We start from the raw sequence: 23,676 nt of genomic DNA, 5'->3' as shown, positions 1-23,676 counted from the left end.
GATCTCGTTTAACCTGGCAGAGCCCCCATTATGGAATAATTACGATTAAATCATTGACGAAAGCCAACACAGCTGATAGAATGAAAAAAGTAATAATTACTATTAACGTCTTTGGCCATCAAATGTAGAATTATGGGTATGTCATACGAAGGTTCTCATCGAATCGGCTTCCCAATGCGGCAGCTTTTCTTTTAACAGCCATATCGTAATAATTACTTATTAGTTAGGAGGCGGAATGTACTGTGATCGATCGGGGCGTGGAGCGTACGATTCAGGTGATGTCCAATCATGGACTGCGAATTACCGGACAGCGTAGAACGCTTGCGCGATTATTTGCAGAAGCATCCGGCTTTTTGTCAGCGAAGGAAGTTTATCAGAGTCTGGAAATGAAGCACCACGGACTTAGCTTTGATACCGTCTATCGCAACCTTAGATTATTGCAGGAATTGGGAGTGCTGGAGCAGTTCAATTTTGAGGATGGAATGAAATTCCGTCTGGGCTGCGATGGACATAAGCATCATCACCATCATCTGATATGCATGTCCTGTGATCACATCTATCCGCTCGATTATTGCCCCCTGGAGCATCTGACGAATCTTCCGGCGCATTTTCAGGTGGTGAAGCATCAATTTGAAATATACGGATACTGCGAGGAATGCCAACAACCCGATAACAAGCCCTTGCAGGACATTGTATCCGTTTGAAAGGAACATGAGTATTATGCTGCTTGCTTCAATGAATAAAGTGGTGTTTGGCTATAATGACATCCCGAGTCTGGATGGCGTCAACATCGAACTATTTTCCGGCGAGTTCGTGGCCGTAGTGGGACCCAATGGCGCCTCCAAAACCACTCTGCTCAAGCTGGTGCTTGGTCTGCTGCAGCCATGGAGCGGTGAGGTCCGGCTATCCACTTACAATAAGGATGGGAACAAGCTGGCAGTCGGTTACGTCCCCCAGCAGGTCGCTTCATTTAACAATGGATTTCCGAGCAAGATTCTCGAATTCGTGCTGTCGGGTAGGTATACCAGAGGGTCATGGCTGCGCAGGCTGCGTCCTGAGGATCATGAAATCACGGAACGTGCCCTGCGTCAGGTCGGCATGTGGGAGCAGCGACATCGGAAGATTGGAGAGCTATCTGGTGGTCAAAAGCAGCGACTGTGTATAGCCAGGGCTCTGGCGCAGCAGCCGGATTTGCTCATACTTGATGAGCCAACAACCGGTATGGATGAGGAAAGCCGATACGGGTTTTATGAACTGATGCACCATCAGGTGAACGCACATGGTCGCACAGTTGTCATGGTCACTCATGGGCTGTCAGAGGTTAGCCACTATCTGGATCGCATCATTGAGCTGGAAAGAAAGGAGCACGGAGGATGGAAATGCTGCACTACGACTTCATGCAGCGGGCATTTTGCGCCGGTGGAATCATCGCAGTAATCGCTTCGGTGCTGGGTGTGTACTTAATGCTTAGACGGCAGGCGCTTATGGCTGATATGCTGTCGCATGTTTCACTGGCCGGGGTGGCAGCCGGTGCCGTTCTGCAAGTGAATCCGGCTTTAATGGGATTTGCAGTAGCTGTGCTTGGCGCGATTGCGGTTGAATATGTACGGCGATCATACAAAACCTATAGTGAAATTTCAGTTGCGATCATCATGATCGGCGGATTGTCTACCGCTGTTGTTCTGATGAGCTTGAATCAAAGCATTAACAAAGGTTTTTCTGCTTATTTGTTTGGCTCGGTGGTGGCGGTCAATGAAACCGAGCTCTATATGATGCTGGGCGTTGCTGTGATCGGAGGGATTTTCTTTTATACGCTGAGAAGACCTTTATACCAAATTACGTTTGACGAGGAAACAGCCCGAACCAACGGTCTCCCAGTCAAGCAGATTTCACTTGCCTTCAGTATTCTAACGGGAATGATTGTAGCTGCCGCTATGCCGATTGTTGGTGTGCTGCTCGTCTCTTCCTTGATCATTCTGCCTGCCGCACTCGCGATCCGGATAGCCCCGAGCTTTGCAGCTGCGCTGCTGTTATCCATGGTCATCGGCTTGGTCGGCGTATTCAGCGGACTGACGGCCTCTTATGCCTGGAGCACCCCTCCGGGTGGCACGATTGCACTTGTACTTCTAACTTTTCTGGTAATCGGAATCGGGGTTAAAAAATGTATCATCAAGCTAGGCAAAAATCGCAATACCAGTATGGATTTACAGAAAAGAGAATTTCATAGCGAGGCTCGCAGTTTTATGAAAGAACCATCTATTCAGGAAACAGGGGGAAAGCATCATGAACGCGTGGTTTAAAACAACAGTTGTATTGGCAATCTCATCAAGCTTAATGCTTGCAGGGTGTGGGAATTCCGATTCGCAGGCAGCCTTTAGCGGCAAGAAATTGAAGGTTGCTGCATCTTTTTATCCGATGGTTGAATTCACCAGACAGGTGGCAGGTGAGCATGCCGAGGTGATCGGCTTGATTCCTTCAGGCGTTGAGCCGCATGATTGGGAGCCTTCAGCCAAGGAGATGAAGCTGATCAAGGAGGCCGACGTTTTTGTTTATAACGGGATTGTGGAGGGCTGGGTCGAGGCTTCATTGAAAAGTGCGGCTAATGATAAAAGGATTGTGGTGGAAGCCAGCAAGGGAATCGATTTGTTGGAGGGCTTGCCAGAGGAAGAGGAAGCTGATCAGAAGGCACCTGCCAAGGACGGAGCCAAGCAGGAAGAGCACCATCACGACGATGATCACGATCCACACGTATGGCTGAACCCGGTTCTGGCGCAAAAGGAAGTAGCATCGATTCAGGCTGCTTTGGAGAAAGCCGATCCTGCCCATAAAGACGATTACAAGAAAAATGCCGATGCTTACATAGCGAAGCTGAAGGATCTGGATCAAGCCTTCAAGACGGATCTGAAAAGTCCAAAACGCAAAGAATTCGTGACCCAGCATGCTGCATTCGCCTATCTGGCCAAGGAGTATGGATTGATTCAGGTGCCTATCGCAGGACTATCGCCTGAACAAGAGCCATCCCCTGACAAAATGGTTGGCATTGTGAAGTTCGCGAAGGAAAAGCAAGTGAAAACGATCTTTTTCGAAACACTGGTTGATCCTAAAGTGGCGGCTACCGTTGCCAAAGAAATAGGAGCCAAAACCGATGTGCTCAATCCCTTGGAAGGCTTGACGGATGAAGACAAGAAGAACAAGCTGGATTATATCGGCGTGATGAAAAATAATTTGGCAGCTTTGAAAAAAGCATTGAATGAATAACTATTCATAGAATCTATTCAAAAAGGTCGGTTACTGCTGAAGGGGCATGCTTAAGAGCTGTGGTTAACGCTGCCAGTATCCCCTTTTTCTCTGGCCTTTCTTCTGAATTTATAATGATAGTAATAATTACATATAAAAGGAGCTTGACCATGCAACCATTCCAAATACCCGTAACCGTGCTGAGCGGCTATCTCGGTTCTGGTAAAACCACATTACTTAATCATGTACTCAATAATCGAAATGGACTGAGAGTAGCTGTTATTGTTAACGATCTGAGTGAGGTTAATATTGATGCAGACCTTATAAAAAACGGCGGCGGCTTATCACGTACGAATGAGACGCTGGTGGAGATGTCCAACGGCTGTATATGCTGTACATTGCGGGAGGATTTGCTTCGGGAGGTTGAAAGGCTTGCTAAGGAAAACCGTTTCGATTATATCCTGATCGAATCCACTGGTGTTGGTGAACCGGTTCCCGTAGCGCAAACCTTTACGTATATGAATGAGGAGCATGGGATCGATCTGACCCGATTTTGCCGTCTGGATTGTATGGTTACGGTTGTTGACGCCTATTGCTTCTGGCAGGACTTCTCATCCGGCGAAACACTGCTGGAGCGCAGCCAGGCTGTTGGGGAAGACGATACACGTGAGGTTGTGGATTTGCTTATCGATCAAATCGAATTTTGCGATGTGCTGATACTTAATAAGTGCGATAGCGTAGAGGAGGACGAACTGCTGGAGCTTGAACAAATTCTCCGTAAGCTGCAGCCTCGTGCCAAGCTGATTCGTTCCGTTCAAGGGCAGGTGGACCCGGCAGAAATACTGAATACCGGTTTATTCAATTTTGACGAAGCGAGCGTGTCGGCAGGCTGGATCAAAGAGATGGAAAAGCCTTCACATACACCTGAAACTGAGGAATATGGCATCTCTTCTTTTGTATATGAAAGGATAAGACCTTTTCAACCGGAACGCTTAATGGAGTGGATGGCGGAGTGGCCAGCTGAGATTGTCCGTGCCAAAGGGATGATGTGGCTGGCAACGCGTAATGATTACGCACAAAATATAAGCCAAGCCGGTCCTTCGGTTCAATTTGGTCCTGCCGGATATTGGGTTGCCGCGCTTCCTGAGGAGGAGCAAGCAGCACTCCAACTGGAGGATCCCGAATTGAATGAGACTTGGGATGTGGTCCATGGTGATCGTATTAATAAGGTTGTATTTATCGGTATTGAGATGGACAAGGCACAAATCGTCTCCTCCCTGGACGCCTGTTTATTGACGGATGAGGAAATGCATCAGGATTGGACCTTGTTCGTTGACGAGCTCCCGAATATGCTGGAACCGGAATTAGAGACCGTCCAGCAGTGAATTAGGGTTACAACGGCCGCAAAGCGGAACTGGAAGGAGGTGAACAGCTTGCGAGTAATCATCACATTGGCTTGCACGGAAACTGGAGATCGTAATTACACGACAACCAAGAACAAAAGAAATCAACCGGGACGTATGGAATTGCGTAAATACAGCCCCAGATTAAAAAAATATACCATTCACCGCGAAACCAGATAATAGCCTGAACGTGGGACCGGGCTGCAAAGTCCGGTTTTTTTTAAGAGATACGGATGTATCTTCGTCGAATAGGCTCCGATCAGGAGCTTTTCTTATCATCAGGGGTTTCGAACGAAAAAAAAGAGCCAACAGATTCGGAAGCATGCTATAGCTTCTGAGTTCTTAGCTCCCTACTTCGGCTATTTGGTTTTGCGCCTGTACTTTGAGATGGCTGTTGTGGAGCCACGGTCTGACTCTGTTTTTCTGATACCCTTATCGTTGTGTTCAAAAGAACCACAAAAACTTCCGCCTGGGCTCGACTTGCCGTTCGGAACGAGGGATTAGATTGTATTTGACAGCTTCATGAGCAATCGCTGCTCCTGTCTCTGCCAGCATTTCTTTACCTGTAGATGTCTCCAGCATGGTCTCTGAATCCTCAATGGATTCATGATCCCGGCTCAGAGATTTTATCCACATAAGCCGTTCAGTCGTAACCGCGACTTCCCCGATTAGTAGCTGCTGCTCTGTCAATTGCCGCTCCATGGACTCGATTCGTTGTTTAAGCGCCGCATGCTCCCGCTCCTGTATCTTAACCCGCTCATAGAGCATCTTCATCGTGAGCTTGGGAATCGTCTGCTGCTTCGACTCATCATCATTGGATACAATAGTGCTCACCTTACCTACTCCTTCTGATTCATAGATTTCATCAGCTCGTATTCTCTGATAACTCTATCGTACAGCAAGTCCATTAAGGATACTGTCACAACCTGCTGTCAAAATCAGGGCATAATCGACGATTAAAATAACAATACGATAGCAAGCAGATCAAACAGGACTAACGGTATAATAAACGGGAAAAATGAGGTATGGACTTTCTTGCCATCATTGACGGAAGTAACCTTAAGATGTACCCTTTTACCATCGACTTTGACAATCTTTCCTACATAGGTATTTCCATTTCTGGATTTGATACGGACACGTCGATTTAAATATTTGATACATTTATTGTAATTGGAAATAACGGACATAAGGATAACCCCCTTTTCGTGTGATACTGTATGATATGGCACTGGCAAGCAATAAGTGTGGACGGTTCGGGAGTTGGCAGCCTGCAGGCTGGACCCCGGTTGTTAAGGTGATGCCATTTGAACAACGGGTGCTAGTTTGCAAACCGATCATGGTTGTGGTTCACTATGGTGTAAGTCAGGCCTCAGGAGGAAATTCATGATACGACAGGCAACAAAAGAAGACGCGGCAGCTGTTATCAGTTTAATGTATACAGCGATAGGCGGTATTGTGCACACACTGGCAGGAACCGATGATGTCGAGGATGCGTTGCAGGTGCTGGAGCAGTTTTTTCAGGAAAAAGGGAGCCGGATCAGCTTCGAAAATGTGCTGGTCCTGGAAGAGGATCAGCGAGTAATCGCCTTTATGCTTGCTTACCACGGCAGCCGCGCTGCGGAGCTGGATCGTCCATTTCTTGAACGTCTGGCCGCGATCGGCAGCACAACACAAACCATTGAACGTGAAGCGCGTGAGGATGAGTACTATTTGGATTCCATCGCTGTTCATTCGGACTATCAGGGCAGGGGCATCGGGACCGAGCTGCTGCGCTTGTTCCAACAGCAGGCCATAGAGCTTGGACATCATAAAATTATGCTGCTTGTAGATCAGGAAAATGCGTCTGCCAAGCAGCTATATGTTAAGCAGGGATATAACGAAGATGGTGTTGTTCAGGTCAGTGGACATCTTTTTTATCGGATGATTAAACGATTAGATCAGGTTCACTGAACATGCTAAATTTATATTTTTATTGTAATTATTTACATTCGATGTTAGTATATTAAAAATTATGTGGAAGGACTTCTAGGGATCCGAGGGCTGGTAACGGCCTGCTCGAACCAAGCGAAGTCGAACGCAGCTGGCTGCTGCGTTACACCGTAGGGATAAAAGACCTCGAGTAAGTTCCGCCTGTCCAAGGCGAAGCTGCTCGAGGTCTTTTCTGCGTTAGTGGAATAAAGGGGGATGAAACGATGAATGCGATCCGGGTAGCAGGGTTGACCAAATCTTTTGCCGTGAAGCGTAAAGCAACGGGTTTATTGGGGAGCATGCAATCGCTGTTCAAGCCCCAATACACGGAAAAACTGGCAGTACGCAGTGTGGATTTGCAGGTAGAGCAGGGTGAGATGCTCGCCTTTCTGGGACCCAATGGTGCCGGTAAATCAACGACGATCAAAATGCTCACGGGAATTTTGCATCCATCCGGGGGTGAAGCGCAGGTTCTGGGGTATTGTCCCTGGAAGGAAAGAAGTCGTCTGGCCTATCATATCGGTTCCGTATTCGGTCAGAAGTCCCAGCTGTGGTATCACCTTCCGCCGTTGGATTCCTTTGAGCTGATGAGTCGAATCTACGAATTGAAGCGTTCCGATTTCTACAGCCGTCGCGATGATCTGGTTCGCCGTTTTGAGTTGGGGCCTTATTTGCACACTCCAGTACGGAAGCTGTCTTTGGGTGAGAGGATGCGCTGTGAGATTGCCGCCGCGATGCTGCACCGACCCAAAATTGTATTTCTCGATGAGCCGACTATCGGTCTGGATGTAATCGTCAAACAAAAAATTCGCGAGCTGATTTTGGAAATGAATCGTGAGGAGGGCATGACGGTTTTTCTGACCTCGCATGATGCGGGAGACGTGGAGCAGTTATGCAAGCGTGTCGTCGTAATTAACCACGGTGAGGTTATTCTGGATGATGGTGTCGAACGGATGAAGCGCGAGCTGCTGACGGTGAAGACGATTCATCTGCAGCTTCAGGAGGCAGGTGCGAGCTTCAGCTTTCCTGGTGTGGAAGTGCTGCAGCAGGACGGACTCACGCTAAAGCTGTCTATCGAGACGACAGCTGTCAGCATGGAGCAGGTGCTGGCGCATATCGTAAGCCAGTACCGGGTTATCGATGTTACGATTGAAGATCCGCCGATGGATCAGATCATTAGCCATATTTATGCCAGAGAATCTGGATTCGTTGAGTAGGAGGGGAGCGCGCATATGATGCAAGCGTTGAATAAACATACAGGTGCAGGCGGCTCATACCCCCATGCTGCTGATATTGACAAACCGCCGGGCCCACGTGTATCGTTCGTCGGCAAGCTGTTTAAGTATGGGGCTATCGGCAGGGTAACGCTGCGTAATCATTTTGCCTATGTGTACGATTTCCTTATTCGCTCGATATTTCTTATTCTCATTATGTATATTTTCATTCAGCTGTGGAGTGTTACCTACCAAGGTGAAGGAACCTCACTAATCGAGGGTTATAGCTATGCACAGATGATTTGGTATATTTTGTTTGCTGAGGCGCTCACGACAGCATTTCCGAGTCTGGCGACACGGGTGGAGGAAGAGGTTAAGAATGGAGATGTTGGCTACAAGCTGACGCGCCCCTTGAACTACATTGCATTTCATTATGTAGGTTATGTTAGCGAGGTCTCTGTGCGACTGCTTGTTAATCTGAGTATAGGCGGGCTGCTTGGCATTGCGATCTTCGGATGGCCTGATTTTGGCTGGGGTTGGATGGGCTTTCTGTTGATGTCGCTTGGTGCGATAACGATTAATTTTTTGCTTAATATGGCTCTTGCTCTTTGTGCGTTCTGGGTGGAAGAAACAAGGGGACTGGAATTTGTGTACCATAAGCTGCTATTCACGGTAGGCGGAATGCTGATGCCTCTTGAGCTATTCCCCAAGCTGCTGCAGGAGGTATGTCGCTGGCTGCCATTCCAAACCGTCTTGTATTTCCCTGCCAAAACCGCTGTAAAGTGGGCAGATATATCCCTCGCTCCGATGCTGCTCACGCAAATATGCTGGATCCTGCTGCTGGGTACAGGGGTATGGATGATTTATCGCCGAGGTGTTCGCAAGCTAAATGTGAACGGCGGGTAAAAGAACGTCGATGCCAGGTGGGACCTGAGGTGATGATCTGTGAAGTCAGAGAGGGGGACAAACAAGTGATCAAGCAAGCGGCAGGTCTTATGGCATTCGTATGGGGCTGCTGGAAATTAAATTTGGCAGGTGCGATGGAATTCAGGATCAGCTTTATGTTAACTGCTGGCATGATGGTAGTGAACAATTTGGTGTGGATTGTATTCTGGGGATTGTATTTCCAGAGATTCCAGGTTGTCAACGGGTGGTCGCTGCAAGACGTTATGATGATGTGGGCGGTCAGTGCAGGAGGGTTTGGCTTGTCGGCCGTATTGTTCGGCAATGCTTATCGGTTGGCTTCGTTGATCGCGTCAGGTCAATTGGATGTATTTCTGTCCCAGCCAAAGCCGGTGCTGCTGCATATTCTGATCAGCCGGATGTCGGTTTCAGCTATTGGTGACGTTTTGTTTGCCCTGCTTGTATATGGTTTGTTTGGAGACACGTCATTGGCGGGGATATTTAAATTCATGCTGGCTCTGCTTATTGCGCTGTTGATTTTTATATTTTTCGTCGTCCTGGTGCAATCACTTGCCTTTTTTATCGGGAATGCCGAGGGTATCGGGCAGCAGGTGTTTAATGGGCTATTGGCTTTCTCTACGTATCCTACGGGCATATTTAGCGGCTGGGGGAAGCTGATATTGTTTACGGTTATTCCTGCCGGCTTTATCAGCTATTTGCCGATAGGTTTGCTGCGTTCGATGGAACCGTTATTTGTGTGGCAGGCGATTGGTGTTGCAGCAGGTTTGACGATTGTGGGGACGGCTTTTTTTTATTACGGTCTGAAAGGGTACAGCTCTGGCAACTCGATGGGGATGCGGATGTGATTCAGGCTTTCCAGGCGAAAGCCGATATCGTTAAGAAATAGCGATGTAATCTGCGTTGAGATTCCATTGCATTCATGGTATTGTCGGCTTGCTGATCTACGTTCGCTGGCTGCCGTTTATGCTATAATAAATGCTCTATTCGCTTCTAATTTGGCTGAAATGGGTAATTTACTGGGAAGCTAAATTGCTATAAAACGCAGCATAACCTGTCATAAACGGAGAGGATGTTAACCAGAATGAACGACAAATATGAGAGAATACAATCTATACCAAGCGAACACAAGGAAAAATCAAAGAAGAAATCGGAAAGACGCAGTAGAAAAGGTCTACTCGCGCTTATGCTGGCAGTTGCTGTAGGCGGCGGTACTAGTCTGACTCTGCAAGGCCCGTCCGAAGCGTACGCAGCCATACTGGGAGGAGACCGAATAACGGTTGCTTCCCATCCCTTACTTATTGATGGGGTGCGCAAGATGGTTCCAACCGCGAATGTTAAGGGTGACACTTACATCGGTTTACGTTCCCTGAACGATGAGCTGGGATTGGAAACAGGCTACGACGCAGGTAATCAAACTGTCACCGTGAACGGGCGAGGGCGGACGTTAAAGTTCGAGTTAAAGGAGTATAATAGTGCCTATTTGCTGAATGACCAGCTTATTTACGGCTTGCCGCCTATTGTACAGGAGGATACGACTTATGTGCCGCTTCGATTTTTGCTCGAAAGTGTCGGTTATGGGATATCCTACGATGCAGCGTTGGGTATGGTAGGTATTGAATCTATCCAGGAAAATCCGCTTACTTACCATACGGTGCAAATCGCTGAATCCAGTAAAGAACTATCACTGAAGGTCAGCTATCCGCAAATCAGTGGCTTGGCTGATGACGGTATTCAGCAAAAGTTGAATACTTTTCTGAAGCAGGAGGTCGAGTCTCACGTCTCGGCGAGCAAGGTATTGATGGACAAAGCAGCAGCCGACAATAAAAAGGCGGAAGCAGATAATCCGAAATTCAAGATTCCTCCTGTAAGCCTCGATGGTATATATAAGATCACCTATAATGAACAAAAGCGGTTAAGCCTCTATATCGATTATTATATTTATTTGGGTGGAGCGCATGGGATGACTGAACGTGTACCTTATACATTTGATCTCACTACGGGTAACCTGCTAACACTCCAAGAGGTAGCAGGTGGCAATGCCAATTATGTGTCGATTATTAATAATGAAATTATTAGACAGTATACGAACACAGGATTAAGTCTATTAGAGCCGTTCAAGACGATAGAGCCCGATCGTCCATACTTTCTGAAACACAATGGCGTTGTGATCTATTTTAACCCATATGAATATACGGCGTACGCTTTCGGAATGACTGAATTTGAAATACCCTATGCGGCATTTCGCTAATCCTTTCTGCCAGGAACCTGCATAATCATTGATATTCCAGCATTTCAAGACAAAAGTTATATACTTTTGCGACAGAAGTAGGTATAATGAGGGAGAAATTAGACCTATGTATGACTCGTGATATTGTCGCAAAGGAGCCAGATCATTTTATGAAGGCGGAATACATCAATCCATTTTTGGAATCTGCTAGAATTGTCATAGAGCAAGTCGCCAATATTCGTCCTTCTACCGGACAACTGGGAATAAAGGATGTCAAATTCGTAGAGAACTTTATCTGGATACAGATTGGCATGACAGGAGAAATGCAGGGAGATGTCGTATTCGGTCTGCATGAAGAGGTTGCGTTGAAGATGGTTTCCGCAATGATGGGTGGCTATGTGGTCACCGAGATGGACGAAATGAGCAAAAGTGCCATATCAGAGCTTGGTAACATGATCAGTGGTAATGCCAGCACCATGTTGTATAATCAGGGAGTGCGCGTGGATATAACGCCTCCGAAATTGCTTCATTCCGCCAATGCTGCTGGATTTATTCCCAAGAAAGCATTGACGATTCCTTTAATTATGGATGGAATTGGTGAGTTGGATATACAGGTTTTGATCGTTTGATTCTAATCGGGTACAGAGAAGTGGTAGCTTCCGGCTTGACGGACAGCTACCGCTTTTTTTTTGAAAATATATGAATTTATATGTTTCACTCTATAACATGCATATATTTCTGGGTAAACGAACTCGTCCATGAAGGACGGCGTAGCCGTTTATCCGCGAATGTAAAGTATAAAGCTGCTGCTTTCGGGGTATGGCTAGACAAACGTTACCGTTCTTCCAAATTCGGCGGTGCCGTCTATTCTTGTGGGGGTGTCTCAAATGTTTAGCGGTAAAATCGTTGTCGTCACGGGAGCTTCCAGTGGAATCGGAGCCCTCATGGCGGAGGAGCTGTCGAAGCGTGGTGCTATTCCAGTGCTGATGGCACGCTCGGTTGATAAGCTGGAGAAAGTTGCTGCCAAGCTGCAAGGTGAGCATCGTATATATGAGCTGGACGTTACTTCTACCGCACAAGTGGTCTCTACGATGGAGCAGGTTATTGAGCATTACGGACGTATTGATGTTCTGATCAATAATGCAGGTTATGGCCTATTTGAGAAGCTGCTGGATTGTTCCATCGAGGACATGGCCGACATGATGGATGTGAATTATCTGGGAACCGTTCGCTGTACCAAAGCCGTGCTGCCTGCCATGATGAAGGCAGGTAAAGGTCATATTATTAATATTGCTTCAATGGCAGGCAAAGTCGGATCAGCCAAATCCTCAGGGTATTCGGCAACAAAGCATGCGGTGCTTGGATTTACTAACAGTCTCCGACAGGAGTTGGTTGGTACAGGGATCAAGATGACTGCGATTAATCCGGGACCGATTGACACGCCTTTTTTTGACAAGGCTGATCCTTCTGGCCATTACGTAACGAACATCAAATGGTTTATGCTCAAACCGGAGCAGGTTGTCGGCAAAATCATGCGTGCGATCGAGAAGGGGACTCCAGAGGTAAATATGCCTTTTGTGGCAGGATTTGGTGCCAAGCTGTTCCAGCTGTTTCCGCGGACCTTTGAAAGGTTCACCTACAACATGATGAATAAGAAATAAACGCATTTTAACTGTACAGACCCTTATGATATGCAAAAATGCAAGCGAGCGCCTTGGACCATATGGTAGTGGTTCAAGGCGCTTGCTTGGTGTCAGGGTATGGATGCTTACATCTGTGTGTAATTAAATTGTGCTTTCCTGCAGATCGTACTACTCTTCAGGATTCGTGCTTTTGTTCTTTTCTTTCAGCTCAAGATGCATGGCGCGTACTTCCTCGAAGAGACCCCGAATGACAGCTCTACTTTCTGGATGATCCTGATTCCAATGGCTGGCCAAGGCGGGCATCGTTTTGTGAATATGATTATATATGGACCAAACTTTGATTTTTTCCACCATTTCCGGCGATCTGCTGCCTGTCACCATTTCTGCAAAGGTTTCGACCAAAGCGTTGAATTCACTTTCAAACTCTGTATTCATAGAAAAGCCTCCTTGTCTTCATATTAATAAGGTAACGCTAGTCTAGCGTATTTGTGTGAGTTCTGTAAAGCAGGAGATCCCGAAGTCCGATGGGTAATGAGTGAAGTGGCCATATGATCATGGAGAAGTGTTAGCGTTCCAAAGATATTTGGCACGAAGCGGGGCTTATTCATTGGACTTCTTAGGAAAGGAAAGAATCCTATTGATGAACATCGGTGAAACCGGAATACCTTCAGGTACGTTATTACAACGAGATCTATTGCAAAGTCATAGACAGGATGTACGCCTCTATGTATTAACCTATTCGAGTGAAGGCCTGAGGGTCAAAGGATATCTGGCAGTGCCGGACTCGAAAGGACCTTGTCCAGCATTGATCTTCTGCCGCGGCGGTATTCGCAAAGTAGGTATGCCCCGCAAACGTCGGGTGATGACTATGGCGGAACGGGGATATGTGGTGTTTGCTCCTTTTTACCGGGGGAATGAAGGTGGCGAGGGACGAGATGAGTTTGGCGGGGAAGACCGGCTGGATGTCATTCATGCGATTACAATGATCAAATCTCTCCCTGAGGTGAAGCCAGGGCTTGTCCCGTTAATCGGCTTCTCCCGTGGATCGATCATGGCTCTGTCAGCAGCCAAAGCGTGTCAGGGTGTAGGACCTGTTGTCGTATGGGGTGGTGTTAGCGATTTATTCGATACCTATGAAGAGCGTGTCGATCTGAGGCGTATGCTCAAGCGAGTTGTGGGTCATCCCCGCAAGCAAATAGATGCCTATCAAAGTCGATCTCCCGTATATTGGGTGGATGCTTTGAAGGTACCGATTATGATCGTTCATGGTACTTCAGATGCTTTGGTTCCAGTGAGACACGCGTGGAAGCTTGCCGAAGGCTTGAAGCGATCAGGCAAGGAGTTTGCTATGGAGCTGCATGAGGGCTTCGGCCATCGTTTTCCAAGGGAACAGGATGACAAGGCATTGGACGCGGTATTCGAGTGGTTGTCACAGAAGCTTCAGCAGATGGAGATCTCCTATTGATGTTACCCACTTCCATTGGTATGATGCTTTTATAGGCTTGTTTGGTTAAAGGTAAGGCAAAACCCAGAAGTCCGGTGAATCATGAGCGGAGTGGGCAAATGATCCTGGAGAAGCGTAGCGTTCGCCTTTGTTTCCGTACTTTTACAGCTAAATGTCTTATAAAATCAAAAAATACGGAAACAACAGCGATCGGAATGATATTTGCCCACGCAGCGGGACTTATTCACCGGACTTCTTGTAGATGCTTACGAAGAAGGTTTTGCCAAGGCAAAACCCTTAGGAGGAATTAGATGAACAGTTTTTCAAGTTTGCAAATTGATGAGGTTTATATAAATAAACTGCGGGAAAAAGATATTGTGGTCCCATCGCCGATTCAGGCGGAGTCGATCCCGGTTATTTTATCCGGCAAGGATGTGGTGGCGCAATCCCAAACGGGCTCTGGTAAAACCCTGGCCTACGTGCTGCCATTATTACAGCAGGTTGACAAGAACTCAAGAGAGGTTCAAGGTATCGTGATTGTGCCTACTCGCGAGCTTGGCTTTCAAATACTGGAAACCCTGCAACTGCTAGCCGATGAAGCGGGTATCCGTGTTCAGGGACTAATTGGCGGTGCTGCCTTAACCCGGCAAATCGACAAGCTAAAGCTTCGGCCGCAGCTGATTGTCGGCACACCGGGCAGAGTGATGGAGCTGTTAAAGCTGCGCAAGCTGAGCGTTCACCATGTGAAGACGGTTGTCGTCGATGAGGTCGATCAAGTATTTGATCTGGGCTCCATGCGAGAGGTAGAAGTCATCTTTAAAGGTACGCAGCGCAACAGACAAATGCTATTTTTCTCGGCTACGATGCCTGAGCCTATCCAGGCTGTCATCAGCCGCTGGATGCAGGACCCGGTTTATGTGCAAATCTCGCCTGAGCAGCGGACCTCGGAAACACTTAAGCATTTGTATTTCGTCTGCGAGGACCGTGACAAGATTGATACGCTTCGTCGTATCGTTCGTTTGTACAATATGCCTGCGGCGATTGTGTTCATTAATGAAATCGATAATGTCGCTGAAATTGTGGAAAAGCTGAAATTTGCCGGATTATCCATCGAGGCGTTGTATGGCGACGCAGGCAAGCAGGAGCGGGCAAAGGTGATGCAGGCATTTCGGGCAGGCAAATTCCAATTGCTGCTGGCAACGGATATCGCGGCGCGCGGCTTGGATATTCCTCATGTGACACATGTCATCAACTTTGAGCTGCCGATTGATGCGGACCATTATGTACATCGGGTTGGACGGACTGGACGGATGGGGAAAAAGGGTACGGCAATATCCATCCTAACGAACAAACAACGGTTTATTATCGATAAATTTGCCAAAAAGCTGGGCTGCAAGATAGAAGAACAAGAAATGGCTTACGGCAAGATTTATCAATCCGGATCACGTGGAGCAGCCAGATCAACAGGCCCTTCCAAAGGCAAGGAAACACACGTGAGTCAGGCAAACAAGAAGGAGCTCGGTTCAACTGCGGCTGAAGCCATATCTACCAGTTCTCCTAATTTGGCGCCTGCCCGCAGCGCAGCATTGGGTAAGCCAAACCCTGCCAAAGCCTCATCGGCAGCGGGTAAAGCACCGAGCAGGTCTGCATCAGGCAAGCCGGTAAGCTCACCTGCAAATAAGCCTGTGAGTCCAGGTCCATCCAGATCTGAGAGCAGAACCGAGACCAAGCTTGGGATTGCGTCGGATATTCGCAAGTCAGGTGCCTCGAATGCTGCAGCCGCAACCAAGCCTGAAGCCAAAAAAGGCACCAAGCCAGTGCAGCAAAAAACCGAGCGTGAGCTTAAGCGGGAACGTAAAAATAAAGGGGCTCCGCGCTGGTTGAAAGAAAAGCAAAACAAGCCGACATAAATTATTTGCAACTTGTTTATCGATAGTCAGGAGGAACTACGGAAATGGGGAAGCTATTGCGTTTTGTGGGAATGCTGCTTATCCTTTGTATCCTGCTGTTGGGTGTTTCCTATGCGTATGCGCAGCCGGATCGATTGCTGGACCTGAATTATTCGGAAATTTCGGTTCGTGATAAGTTAACGGATATGTTGGCAAACCGAAGGCTTGAGGTTGTGTTGACCGAAAGCGAAGTGAATGATTTGCTGAAAAAGACGCTTTCCTCACGTGCGCAGCTGAATGAGGATTGGAAGCTGTCAGGGGCACAATTCAATCTGAAGGGAAACCAGTGGACAGCTGATGTAACCTTGATGTACAAAGATAAGTGGCCGATTGGAGCCCAGCTGTTTTTTACAGTCAAATGGGAGGATCCTTTTCTGACAGCTACCCATACAGGAACCCAAATCAAGCAATTATCTGTACCGATGGATTGGTTTCAATTGCAGCCGCTGCAAATTCCGTTGAATGACTACCTGCCCAAGCCTGCAGGCATACGCGCTGTGACGTTCCAGGACAATGTGGTAAGGCTCGCGCTTCGGAGACGATAGGATCATGTAGAAATAAAAATAATTATTAAAGACGAAGAGCCTCAGCCCATCATGACAACGGGTTGAGGCTCTTGGTTTACTATTCTAGCGATTACCGCTGCCGCGCAGCTGCTTGTGAATCTTTTTCCAACGTTCCTTTTCCGCACGTGCGGCGCCTGCGTCGGCTTTACGCTCTGTATAGGCCAGCTCTTTTTGCAGCTTCAAAAAGCTATTCCAGCGAGCATCGTCCAGTGTCCCTGCTTCGAGAGCCTGCTGAATGGCACAGCCAGGCTCCCCGTGATGCCCGCAGTCGCCAAAGCGACAGCTTGCTGCCAGCTCGTCAATATCCTGAAAAGCGGTGTGCATCGATTCGCTGCTGTCCCAGAGCTGAAGCTCGCGCATTCCCGGCGTATCGATCATGAGCGAGCCGCAAGGCAGCACGATCAGCTCACGGTGTGTGGTCGTATGCTTGCCGCGGTCATCTCCATCGCGTGCGGCACCCGTTTTTTGCTTCTGTTCACCATACAGGCTGTTGAGCAGCGTTGATTTACCTGCCCCGGAGGAGCCAAGCAGCGCAATTGTTTCTCCGGGCTTCAACGTGCTGAGAATCGATTCGATCCCATCATCTTCCAGACTGTTGACGGTATAGATGGGTACACCTGGGGCAATAGCCTCTACCTCCACATATCTGGCTGCTATATCGTCGCATAAATCCTTTTTGGTCAGTACGATTTCTGGTGCGGCTCCGCTTTCATAGGCAAGCAGCAGGTAGCGTTCCAGCCGTCTTACATTAAAATCGAGGTTTAAGGCCATAACCAGAAACACACGGTCTATATTGGTGGCTACGATCTGCTCCTCGACGGTTGAACCGGCAGCTCTGCGTGAAAATTTGCTTTTTCGCTTCATGATGTCATGAATAATCACGCGCTGCTCGCCTGGCAAGGGGGTCATCCAGACCCAATCGCCAACTGCCGGATAATCCTCTCGCCGAGTTGCTTCATAGCGGCTTTTGCCAGAGAGTTCACCTAACCATTCCCCGTTCTCGCCCATGATCCGGTACAAATGCTTATGCTCCAAAATGACACGTCCAACCTCATAACCAGTATGTTGTAAGGCCTGTTCTGCAAAAAATGGCTGAAAGCCGTAAGTTTCCAGTGGTGTTTTCATGAATATCTGCTCCCTTATTCGCTTCGATTATGCAGGGAGGACAATCCGATTACACATGTATGTTTTTACCGGGTCCAATCCCTGTTAATTTGGTTCCAATTGTCCTGCATTTCGGTCATTCTAGCGTTATGAGTTACAATTCTCTTCATATACTTCACTCCCAGTTATCAGATCTATGTTCAGTATAGACAATAGCGCGTATTTTCAATAGGGTAAAAATGATTATATAAAAAAAGCAGCCCCCATCATGTCCTGCTAGGAGCATTTTGGGGGCTTCCTTATTTACGATCTAATGTGGTGTAGGGGACGGCTTATTTCTTTCGTGTATTCACATAAGCAGGGTATACGATTTTACCTATATCTAGCTTGGCGATTTCATCAGCCGTCCAGCCTTTGATTTTGTTATTGCCTACAACGCCTGTCAGCTTGATCTTGTATTTGGTTTCTAGGTAGCTGTGAAGCGCAGGCATATCGGATTCCTTCAGCTCCCGCAGCTTTTTCTTACCCTGGATTTGACCGAGCAGAATACCGATGGTTTCAGCGGCAAGGCTCGTATTCGGCTGGATGCGTGCGCTGCCGTACGCAATTGCGGACGAACCGACATTTTTACCAGCCACAAGCACATTATCATAATCCTTCAGCAAAAAGCTGCGTAGGGGCATTCCGTACTTGTCCGGTCTTCCCATTTCAATGCCCCATTTGCTGGTGCTGATACCTTGGAGATCAAGTGGATAACCGGCGATGCTGACGTTGTCCCAGAACATATTCGCCCCAAGCATATCGGATGGTTTTAGTACATAATCCGTTTCATAATGATTATATTCGCGAATATACAAGTAGTTGGGGGAGCCGTTCAGCTCGGCCTTTTCCCAGCCAATTATGTTTTTGCGGAAATGGTTGAGAATCAGCGGCAGCTCATTTTTTCCAAGCTCCATCGCTTCGGCTACCGATTTCTCGTCGGAAGGATCAACGGTGTATATCAGAAAAGCATTGATTAACACTTCGCCATCCCGCTGGTTCACGGCATTCAATCCGCGTAAAAACACTCTTTCATTACTCGGTTTATACGCACTTGTCATTCCGCTAAGACCGATCGCATAGCTTTCACTGACCGAACCACCGCCATATTTGGTTTTGCGCTCCTGTGCTGTCATATTGTTAAAGCTGGAGCTGAATTTGGCCCAATCGACATTTTTGAATTTAAGCATAAATCCGGAACTCATATATTCGATTTTGGTCTCTCCATAAAATTGCTCCAAACCGGGCATCCGGTTTACTTTTAACTGACTTAACAGTGCGGCAAAATCGCTGTTATCCACCCAATAGGCTGCCTTGATGTTCTTCTTGGCACCGTCTTTGCCTGCATACGTTACAGATTCAACGGCATTTGGTCCGAATTGTCCTGCTGTTTGTTTAATATCGACGATCTTGATGCCTGATTCTATCGGGATGTCTTTTTTGAGCTTGTCAAAGTATTGCGTAAACTCTGTAAGCTTGCGGATTTTGCCATTGCGGAAGCCATCGAACAGCTCCTTGGCACGTCCTTGCACCATCAGGTTGTACTTGTCATCCCGGGTCTCATCGAGAAACAGCATTTCACCTTGCAGCACCTGTCCGCCAAATCCTTCTCTCGGATCCAGTACTTTCACTTTAAGACCTTCATCGGCTGCGGCTCGTGCCAGATAGAGGCCTTCCAGTTCACTACCGAATATTGCGATATCGACCTGCTCTGTTGGAATAGGCGGCTCCGGTGGTGGCGTTGGTGCAGCCGTTTGCGGCTTGGCAGCCGGTGGTGTTTTGCTAATGTCGGCAGCCGACTCGATACGGGTCTTGTCCTCTTTGGTAAAAGTCATCCATGAATAAAAAACACCCACAGCGACCAACGCAAATAAGGCCAGCGCGACAGAAAGCTTTTTTGCATTCCATTTCATGCTTTTAAATCCTCCCTCAACTCATACCTCTTCGTGATCTATCCATAGTCGGAATCATCGCCCTGAAGGCATTGTCGTCCTAAGTTTACCATTTATATCCCGATTGATCAAAATGACCCCCATAAACGTTTGAGCAGCGGCGAAACTTTTAGTAATTCCAAAGAACTCTTCGCGAAGGTTCGGATTCATTTTAATTAACCAACAACAACAAAATTTATGTTATGAGGATGAGGAGAATGATGATGAATCATTTATTTAAGAAGGTATTAGTGACAGGTCTGACACTGGCTATGGTAGTAGGCGGTTCTACAGCGGCTTTTGCCGATAATAACAAAGGTAAGGGCAACGATAAAGACAATGACCGAGATAAAGGGCGCGATAAGGCTCAAACCGTTCAAGCTGTAAAGACAAATTACAATGATAAAAATAACAAGCTTGAAATCAAGCTGACGTTTGATGATGTCAAAGGCTCCGATGTCGAGTGGGCCATGCGTTATATAGCAAGTCTTGCATCCAAGCGAGTGTTCGAGGGTTATGAGGATGGTACCTTCCAGCCACGTAAAACCATTACTCGTATTGAAGCGATTACAGCTGCAGTTCGTTTGATGGGATTGCGGGATCAAGCGGAATCGGCAGAGGCGATGCAGGCGAACCTGAATTTCAGTGATGCGGATAAAATCAAATCCAAATATGCTTGGGCAACCGGTTATGTATCCGTAGCGCTGCAAAACGATTTGTTCGAGGAGTCGGAAAACGCTGTACAGCCGGAAAAGGAAGCGGATCGCTTGTGGGCGACAACTTTATTGATAAAAGCACTGAAGCTGCAAAATGAAGCAAAAACCAAAATGAATACGAAGCTTACTTTCAAGGATGCCAATAAAATCCCGGCCGGTTCTGTCGGTTATGTAGCCTTGGCAATTGAGAAAAAACTGGTTGACGGCTACGAGGATAATACCTTCCGTCCGAACAATCCGGTGACACGTGCCGAATTGGCGGCGCTGCTGGACCGCACAGGCAGTCAATTGCCTGATAACACCTCGGTTCGCGGTACGGTGAATGCTGCAGTAAGCAACAATGTGCTGACTTTGAACGTTAACGGTCAACCTTACAGTGTGGAATTGGATGCAGGAGCTTTTATTTACCGCAACGGAGCTAGAGTTGCTGCAAGCGAGCTGAGAATAGGCGACGATGTGGTAGTTCGTACTTATGGCGGCAAAGCGATTTTCGTAGAAGTAAAGACGTTGGGGAATGGCAATCAGCTGCCCGATAACACTACTTTCACAGCTTCGGTTAACACAACAGTGAGCAATAATACTTTGACTCTGACCAAGGATGGTCAGACCTACAGCGCTCAGCTTGATGCTAATGTGTCTATTATCCGTAACGGCGTGTCCGTTGCAGCTTCCGAGCTAAGAGCAGGCGATGTAGTATCAGTGAGTACGTCCGGAGGAAAAGTTATTCTGGTATCCGTGACAACACCGGTGAACGGCAATCAGCTGCCCGATAACACTACTTTCACAGCTTCGATTAACACAACAGTGAGCAATAATACCTTGACGCTGACCAAGGATGGTCAGACCTACAGCGCTCAGCTTGATGCCAATGTGTCTATTATCCGTAACGGCGTGTCCGTTGCAGCTTCCGAGCTAAGAGTCGGTGATTCGGTGCTGGTAAGAACCTATGGTGGCAAGGTGATCTTCGTTCAAGTAGTGACTCCGACACAGGATCAGCAGACTGACTTTACAGTGGTAGGTTCATTGAATACTTACACGCTGAACACAAGCGGACAAATTGCGACAATTTCAATCAATCAGACATTGAGCAGTGGTTCAGTGCAAACTGCCGTCTATAATGCAGCAAGCAACCTGTCGATCCAGGGTGATATGTCCTTGCTGACCACTAATCGTGCGATTGAACTCAGAGGCAAAAACCAGGTCGTTCATACGATCGTGATTCGATAATAGGATCCTTAGAGATCTATAGAGAGATTGACACAAGAGAGAAGAAAAAGGTTGATTACCCAGGAACAGCTCTTTCATTCAGGCCCTTAGTGCCGGATGGAAGGGCTGTTCTATTATTGTATGGGAATGGATGAGTTTCATAGGGGGCGGAATCGGGTAAAAACACATAAGCAAATGACGAATACGTGGAGGGGAACCCAATGGTGATACGACATGAAGAAAAACCACTGACTGCTTTGTCGGAGGAGAAGATAGTTGAATTTTTGATGGATATTCGCGACCGTGTCGATGCGGTAGAATTACTTAAATCTCAGCATGAGGATACGCACGAGGTCAGCTTTTATAAAGGTCAGCTTGCCGAGTTGAACCGGATTATCGAGAACAGCAAGCTGTTTTTTAATATGGATGTGTTTGATCTCAACTACGCCCATAAAATGCTGGATTCGTATGAGCTCAGCCTTCAGGACGCATCGGGTAAAGGTTTTCAGGCTAAGGTTAAAGCATTTGATGTGGAGCATGCGCAGCATAAGGCAGCGCTTGACTACCCGGATTACAGCTTTGTAGAGGCTAGAAAAATATAGTCATGTGACGGAACCACTGCTGAGAAATCTTCATGGCAGTGGTTTTTTTTGCGTGTGAAGCAGCTGCAAAAAGAAAACTATGGACAACCTGTCCTCGGGGTGTATAATTATAAAAATGTACATTCGGTGGAGGTTAATATGGACAATCAGACAATCAAGCTGGAAGATATCATCATGGCGAGTCATTTGCTGAAGGATGTGGTGTCTCATACACCTCTGCAAAGAAACTCCATTCTATCTGATAAATATAATTGTAATGTGTTCCTGAAGCGTGAGGATTTGCAAGTTGTCCGTTCCTTCAAAATTCGTGGTGCCTATAATTTAATGCGTAGTCTGCCTGAAGAAAAGCTGCGTAAGGGCGTAGTATGCGCCAGTGCCGGCAATCACGCACAAGGCTTGGCTTATTCCTGCAAAGCGCTTGAGGTGCAAGGCAAAATCTTTATGCCAACCACAACACCACGTCAAAAAATATCCCAGGTCAAGCTGTTCGGAGCTTCCTATGTGGAAGTGATCCTGATTGGAGACACCTTCGACGATTCCTTAAGGGAAGCGCTGCTGTACAGTGAGCGGGAGGGGATGCAGTTCGTCCATCCTTTTGATCATCTTAAGGTAATGGCTGGCCAAGGAACCGTAGGTCTTGAGCTGATGAATGATATGAAAGACCCGGTGGATTATGTATTCGCCGGTATTGGCGGCGGCGGTTTGGCTGCAGGCGTGGGTACCTACATTAAGGCTATTAGTCCATCCACTCAGGTGATTGGTGTTGAAGCTGCAGGTGCACCCTCTATGCGTCAATCTATCGATGAGGGTCAAATTATCACCTTAAATGAGATAGACAAGTTCGTTGATGGTACGGCGGTCAAGCGGGTAGGGGAGTTAACTTACGAGGTATGCCAAAGAGTTGTAGACGATGTTCTGGTCGTACCTGAAGGCAAAGTGTGTACGACGATTCTGGAGCTGTATAATGAGAATGCGATTGTCGCCGAGCCAGCAGGTGCGCTGACGATCACAGCACTTGAGTTTTACCGCGAGCAGATTGCCGGGAAAAATGTCGTTTGTATCATTAGTGGCGGCAATAATGATATCGACAGGATGCAGGAAATTAAGGAAAGATCATTGATTTATGAGGGGCTGAAGCATTATTTTACCGTTCAGTTTCCACAGCGGGCAGGAGCCTTGCGCGAATTCCTTGATGAGGTATTGGGACCGAACGACGATATTACACGATTCGAATATACGAAGAAAACAAGTAAGGAAAACGGCCCGGCGCTAGTAGGCATTGAGCTGAAAAATAAAGAGGATTATGAACCCCTCATTGATCGTATGGAGAGTAGAGGCATTAAATATGTGGAGATTAATAAAAATCCTACCTTGTTTAATTTGCTGATTTGAGGTTGATATACAGGTATGCTTGCAAGCCTTCCAGAGTAACACTTTGGAGGGCTTTTCTTTATGCTGACCGCCCTTGAATTTGAGAATCCGCGATCTATAACGATTTAAACC

The 23,676-nt window shown here is 47.3% G+C and carries 25 protein-coding genes; 20 read left to right on the top strand and 5 right to left on the bottom strand.

Translation table 11 applies throughout. The features are described 5' to 3' along the window. The first annotated feature begins 242 nt into the window (after positions 1-242). The 6 genes from BK127_RS16655 (at position 243) to rpmG (ending at position 4,820) form a co-directional block, all read left to right on the top strand. Positions 243-704 carry a Fur family transcriptional regulator gene (locus tag BK127_RS16655; RefSeq protein ID WP_305954306.1) on the top strand — a complete coding sequence of 154 codons (462 nt, stop codon included), beginning with the start codon at positions 243-245 and terminating at the stop codon, positions 702-704. Positions 705-720: 16 nt separating this feature from the next. Further along, positions 721-1,437: a metal ABC transporter ATP-binding protein gene (locus BK127_RS16650; protein ID WP_076232172.1), complete on the top strand. Its 717-nt coding sequence runs from the start codon at positions 721-723 to the stop codon at positions 1,435-1,437. Continuing rightward, complete coding sequence (locus BK127_RS16645; protein ID WP_076232169.1) at positions 1,374-2,300, top strand: metal ABC transporter permease; 927 nt, start codon at positions 1,374-1,376, stop codon at positions 2,298-2,300. The genes BK127_RS16650 and BK127_RS16645 overlap by 64 nt, the downstream gene beginning before the upstream one ends. Continuing rightward, positions 2,284-3,258 carry a metal ABC transporter substrate-binding protein gene (locus BK127_RS16640; protein WP_076232166.1) on the top strand — a complete coding sequence of 325 codons (975 nt, stop codon included), beginning with the start codon at positions 2,284-2,286 and terminating at the stop codon, positions 3,256-3,258. Before BK127_RS16645 ends, BK127_RS16640 begins: the two co-directional genes overlap by 17 nt. 149 nt (positions 3,259-3,407) lie before the next feature. Beyond that, on the top strand, positions 3,408-4,622 hold the full coding sequence (locus tag BK127_RS16635) for a GTP-binding protein (RefSeq protein WP_076232164.1): 1,215 nt from the start codon (positions 3,408-3,410) through the stop codon (positions 4,620-4,622). A 48-nt stretch (positions 4,623-4,670) separates the two neighbouring features. Further along, a complete protein-coding gene (gene rpmG / locus BK127_RS16630; protein ID WP_076232161.1) occupies positions 4,671-4,820 on the top strand; it encodes a 50S ribosomal protein L33 in 150 nt (49 codons plus the stop codon). A 264-nt stretch (positions 4,821-5,084) separates the two neighbouring features. Here the strand turns inward: rpmG and BK127_RS16625 are convergent, their stop codons facing one another. Then, positions 5,085-5,474 (bottom strand): hypothetical protein, encoded by a 390-nt coding sequence (locus tag BK127_RS16625; RefSeq protein WP_076232158.1) that lies wholly within the window; start codon positions 5,472-5,474, stop codon positions 5,085-5,087. Positions 5,475-5,596: 122 nt separating this feature from the next. Then, on the bottom strand, positions 5,597-5,827 hold the full coding sequence (locus tag BK127_RS16620; protein WP_076232156.1) for an eL33 family ribosomal protein: 231 nt from the start codon (positions 5,825-5,827) through the stop codon (positions 5,597-5,599). 20 nt (positions 5,828-5,847) lie between these two features. On the opposite strand from BK127_RS16620, the gene BK127_RS43730 reads away from it, so the two are divergent. The 8 genes from BK127_RS43730 to BK127_RS16585 all read left to right on the top strand — a co-directional run bounded on the left by BK127_RS43730 (position 5,848) and on the right by BK127_RS16585 (position 12,634). Beyond that, positions 5,848-6,027 (top strand): hypothetical protein, encoded by a 180-nt coding sequence (locus BK127_RS43730; protein WP_179097512.1) that lies wholly within the window; start codon positions 5,848-5,850, stop codon positions 6,025-6,027. Beyond that, positions 6,024-6,590: a GNAT family N-acetyltransferase gene (locus BK127_RS16615; RefSeq protein ID WP_076232153.1), complete on the top strand. Its 567-nt coding sequence runs from the start codon at positions 6,024-6,026 to the stop codon at positions 6,588-6,590. Before BK127_RS43730 ends, BK127_RS16615 begins: the two co-directional genes overlap by 4 nt. Before the next feature lie 242 nt (positions 6,591-6,832). Beyond that, entirely contained in the window at positions 6,833-7,825 is a 993-nt protein-coding gene (locus BK127_RS16610) for an ABC transporter ATP-binding protein (protein WP_076232151.1), read from the top strand. 15 nt (positions 7,826-7,840) lie between these two features. Beyond that, complete coding sequence (locus BK127_RS16605) at positions 7,841-8,728, top strand: ABC transporter permease (protein WP_256711345.1); 888 nt, start codon at positions 7,841-7,843, stop codon at positions 8,726-8,728. Positions 8,729-8,793: 65 nt separating this feature from the next. Then, the gene (locus tag BK127_RS16600) at positions 8,794-9,591 is read left to right on the top strand and encodes an ABC transporter permease (protein ID WP_256711344.1); all 798 of its coding nucleotides are present in this window, start codon (positions 8,794-8,796) and stop codon (positions 9,589-9,591) included. 236 nt (positions 9,592-9,827) lie between these two features. Then, positions 9,828-10,994, top strand: coding sequence for a PdaC/SigV domain-containing protein (locus tag BK127_RS16595; RefSeq protein WP_179097511.1), 1,167 nt, complete (start codon positions 9,828-9,830; stop codon positions 10,992-10,994). Positions 10,995-11,143: 149 nt separating this feature from the next. After that, positions 11,144-11,602, top strand: coding sequence for a chemotaxis protein CheX (locus BK127_RS16590; RefSeq protein WP_076232454.1), 459 nt, complete (start codon positions 11,144-11,146; stop codon positions 11,600-11,602). Between the two features lie 258 nt (positions 11,603-11,860). After that, positions 11,861-12,634, top strand: a complete 774-nt coding sequence (locus tag BK127_RS16585) for an SDR family NAD(P)-dependent oxidoreductase (RefSeq protein ID WP_076232147.1) — start codon at positions 11,861-11,863, stop codon at positions 12,632-12,634. A 150-nt stretch (positions 12,635-12,784) separates the two neighbouring features. On the opposite strand, the gene BK127_RS16580 is transcribed toward BK127_RS16585, so the two are convergent. Continuing rightward, positions 12,785-13,051 carry a DUF2573 family protein gene (locus BK127_RS16580; protein WP_076232145.1) on the bottom strand — a complete coding sequence of 89 codons (267 nt, stop codon included), beginning with the start codon at positions 13,049-13,051 and terminating at the stop codon, positions 12,785-12,787. A 205-nt stretch (positions 13,052-13,256) separates the two neighbouring features. Here BK127_RS16580 and BK127_RS16575 point away from each other — a divergent pair, with 205 nt between their 5' ends. The 3 genes from BK127_RS16575 to BK127_RS16565 all read left to right on the top strand — a co-directional run bounded on the left by BK127_RS16575 (position 13,257) and on the right by BK127_RS16565 (position 16,554). Beyond that, the gene (locus tag BK127_RS16575; protein ID WP_076232142.1) at positions 13,257-14,081 is read left to right on the top strand and encodes an alpha/beta hydrolase family protein; all 825 of its coding nucleotides are present in this window, start codon (positions 13,257-13,259) and stop codon (positions 14,079-14,081) included. Positions 14,082-14,371: 290 nt separating this feature from the next. Continuing rightward, positions 14,372-15,970 (top strand): DEAD/DEAH box helicase, encoded by a 1,599-nt coding sequence (locus tag BK127_RS16570; RefSeq protein ID WP_076232140.1) that lies wholly within the window; start codon positions 14,372-14,374, stop codon positions 15,968-15,970. Positions 15,971-16,014: 44 nt separating this feature from the next. Next, positions 16,015-16,554 (top strand): hypothetical protein, encoded by a 540-nt coding sequence (locus BK127_RS16565; protein WP_076232138.1) that lies wholly within the window; start codon positions 16,015-16,017, stop codon positions 16,552-16,554. An 84-nt stretch (positions 16,555-16,638) separates the two neighbouring features. Here BK127_RS16565 and rsgA read toward each other — a convergent pair whose 3' ends face one another. Then, on the bottom strand, positions 16,639-17,700 hold the full coding sequence (gene rsgA / locus BK127_RS16560) for a ribosome small subunit-dependent GTPase A (RefSeq protein ID WP_076232135.1): 1,062 nt from the start codon (positions 17,698-17,700) through the stop codon (positions 16,639-16,641). 311 nt (positions 17,701-18,011) lie between these two features. After that, the gene (locus tag BK127_RS16555; protein ID WP_076232133.1) at positions 18,012-19,631 is read right to left on the bottom strand and encodes an FAD-dependent oxidoreductase; all 1,620 of its coding nucleotides are present in this window, start codon (positions 19,629-19,631) and stop codon (positions 18,012-18,014) included. Between the two features lie 242 nt (positions 19,632-19,873). Between BK127_RS16555 and BK127_RS16550 the strand changes: the two genes are divergently transcribed. The 3 genes from BK127_RS16550 (at position 19,874) to ilvA (ending at position 23,565) form a co-directional block, all read left to right on the top strand. Then, positions 19,874-21,592 (top strand): S-layer homology domain-containing protein, encoded by a 1,719-nt coding sequence (locus BK127_RS16550; RefSeq protein ID WP_076232130.1) that lies wholly within the window; start codon positions 19,874-19,876, stop codon positions 21,590-21,592. Positions 21,593-21,792: 200 nt separating this feature from the next. Next, on the top strand, positions 21,793-22,173 hold the full coding sequence (locus BK127_RS16545; RefSeq protein ID WP_076232127.1) for a hypothetical protein: 381 nt from the start codon (positions 21,793-21,795) through the stop codon (positions 22,171-22,173). Positions 22,174-22,311: 138 nt separating this feature from the next. Next, positions 22,312-23,565: a threonine ammonia-lyase IlvA gene (gene ilvA, locus BK127_RS16540; protein WP_076232452.1), complete on the top strand. Its 1,254-nt coding sequence runs from the start codon at positions 22,312-22,314 to the stop codon at positions 23,563-23,565. Positions 23,566-23,676 lie beyond the last annotated feature (111 nt).

The sequence above is a fragment of the Paenibacillus sp. FSL H7-0331 genome, from assembly GCF_001956045.1.
The sequence above is the reverse complement of the archived record's forward strand: the minus strand, read 5'-3'. Positions and strand labels throughout refer to the sequence as shown.

Bases quoted from the DNA above. Each gene is read 5' to 3' on its own strand.
- BK127_RS16570 (WP_076232140.1), top strand. From the start codon at position 14,372: ATGAACAGTTTTTCAAGTTTGCAAATTGATGAGGTTTATATAAATAAA.
- BK127_RS16650 (WP_076232172.1), top strand. From the start codon at position 721: ATGCTGCTTGCTTCAATGAATAAAGTGGTGTTTGGCTATAATGACATC.
- BK127_RS16590 (WP_076232454.1), top strand. From the start codon at position 11,144: ATGAAGGCGGAATACATCAATCCATTTTTGGAATCTGCTAGAATTGTC.
- BK127_RS16635 (WP_076232164.1), top strand. From the start codon at position 3,408: ATGCAACCATTCCAAATACCCGTAACCGTGCTGAGCGGCTATCTCGGT.
- ilvA (WP_076232452.1), top strand. From the start codon at position 22,312: ATGGACAATCAGACAATCAAGCTGGAAGATATCATCATGGCGAGTCAT.
- BK127_RS16615 (WP_076232153.1), top strand. From the start codon at position 6,024: ATGATACGACAGGCAACAAAAGAAGACGCGGCAGCTGTTATCAGTTTA.
- BK127_RS16620 (WP_076232156.1), bottom strand. From the start codon at position 5,827: ATGTCCGTTATTTCCAATTACAATAAATGTATCAAATATTTAAATCGA.
- BK127_RS16550 (WP_076232130.1), top strand. From the start codon at position 19,874: ATGAATCATTTATTTAAGAAGGTATTAGTGACAGGTCTGACACTGGCT.
- BK127_RS16565 (WP_076232138.1), top strand. From the start codon at position 16,015: ATGGGGAAGCTATTGCGTTTTGTGGGAATGCTGCTTATCCTTTGTATC.
- BK127_RS16640 (WP_076232166.1), top strand. From the start codon at position 2,284: ATGAACGCGTGGTTTAAAACAACAGTTGTATTGGCAATCTCATCAAGC.
- BK127_RS16580 (WP_076232145.1), bottom strand. From the start codon at position 13,051: ATGAATACAGAGTTTGAAAGTGAATTCAACGCTTTGGTCGAAACCTTT.
- BK127_RS16605 (WP_256711345.1), top strand. From the start codon at position 7,841: ATGATGCAAGCGTTGAATAAACATACAGGTGCAGGCGGCTCATACCCC.
- BK127_RS16595 (WP_179097511.1), top strand. From the start codon at position 9,828: ATGAACGACAAATATGAGAGAATACAATCTATACCAAGCGAACACAAG.
- BK127_RS16610 (WP_076232151.1), top strand. From the start codon at position 6,833: ATGAATGCGATCCGGGTAGCAGGGTTGACCAAATCTTTTGCCGTGAAG.
- BK127_RS16555 (WP_076232133.1), bottom strand. From the start codon at position 19,631: ATGAAATGGAATGCAAAAAAGCTTTCTGTCGCGCTGGCCTTATTTGCG.
- rsgA (WP_076232135.1), bottom strand. From the start codon at position 17,700: ATGAAAACACCACTGGAAACTTACGGCTTTCAGCCATTTTTTGCAGAA.
- BK127_RS16545 (WP_076232127.1), top strand. From the start codon at position 21,793: ATGGTGATACGACATGAAGAAAAACCACTGACTGCTTTGTCGGAGGAG.
- BK127_RS16575 (WP_076232142.1), top strand. From the start codon at position 13,257: ATGAACATCGGTGAAACCGGAATACCTTCAGGTACGTTATTACAACGA.
- BK127_RS16645 (WP_076232169.1), top strand. From the start codon at position 1,374: ATGGAAATGCTGCACTACGACTTCATGCAGCGGGCATTTTGCGCCGGT.
- BK127_RS16585 (WP_076232147.1), top strand. From the start codon at position 11,861: ATGTTTAGCGGTAAAATCGTTGTCGTCACGGGAGCTTCCAGTGGAATC.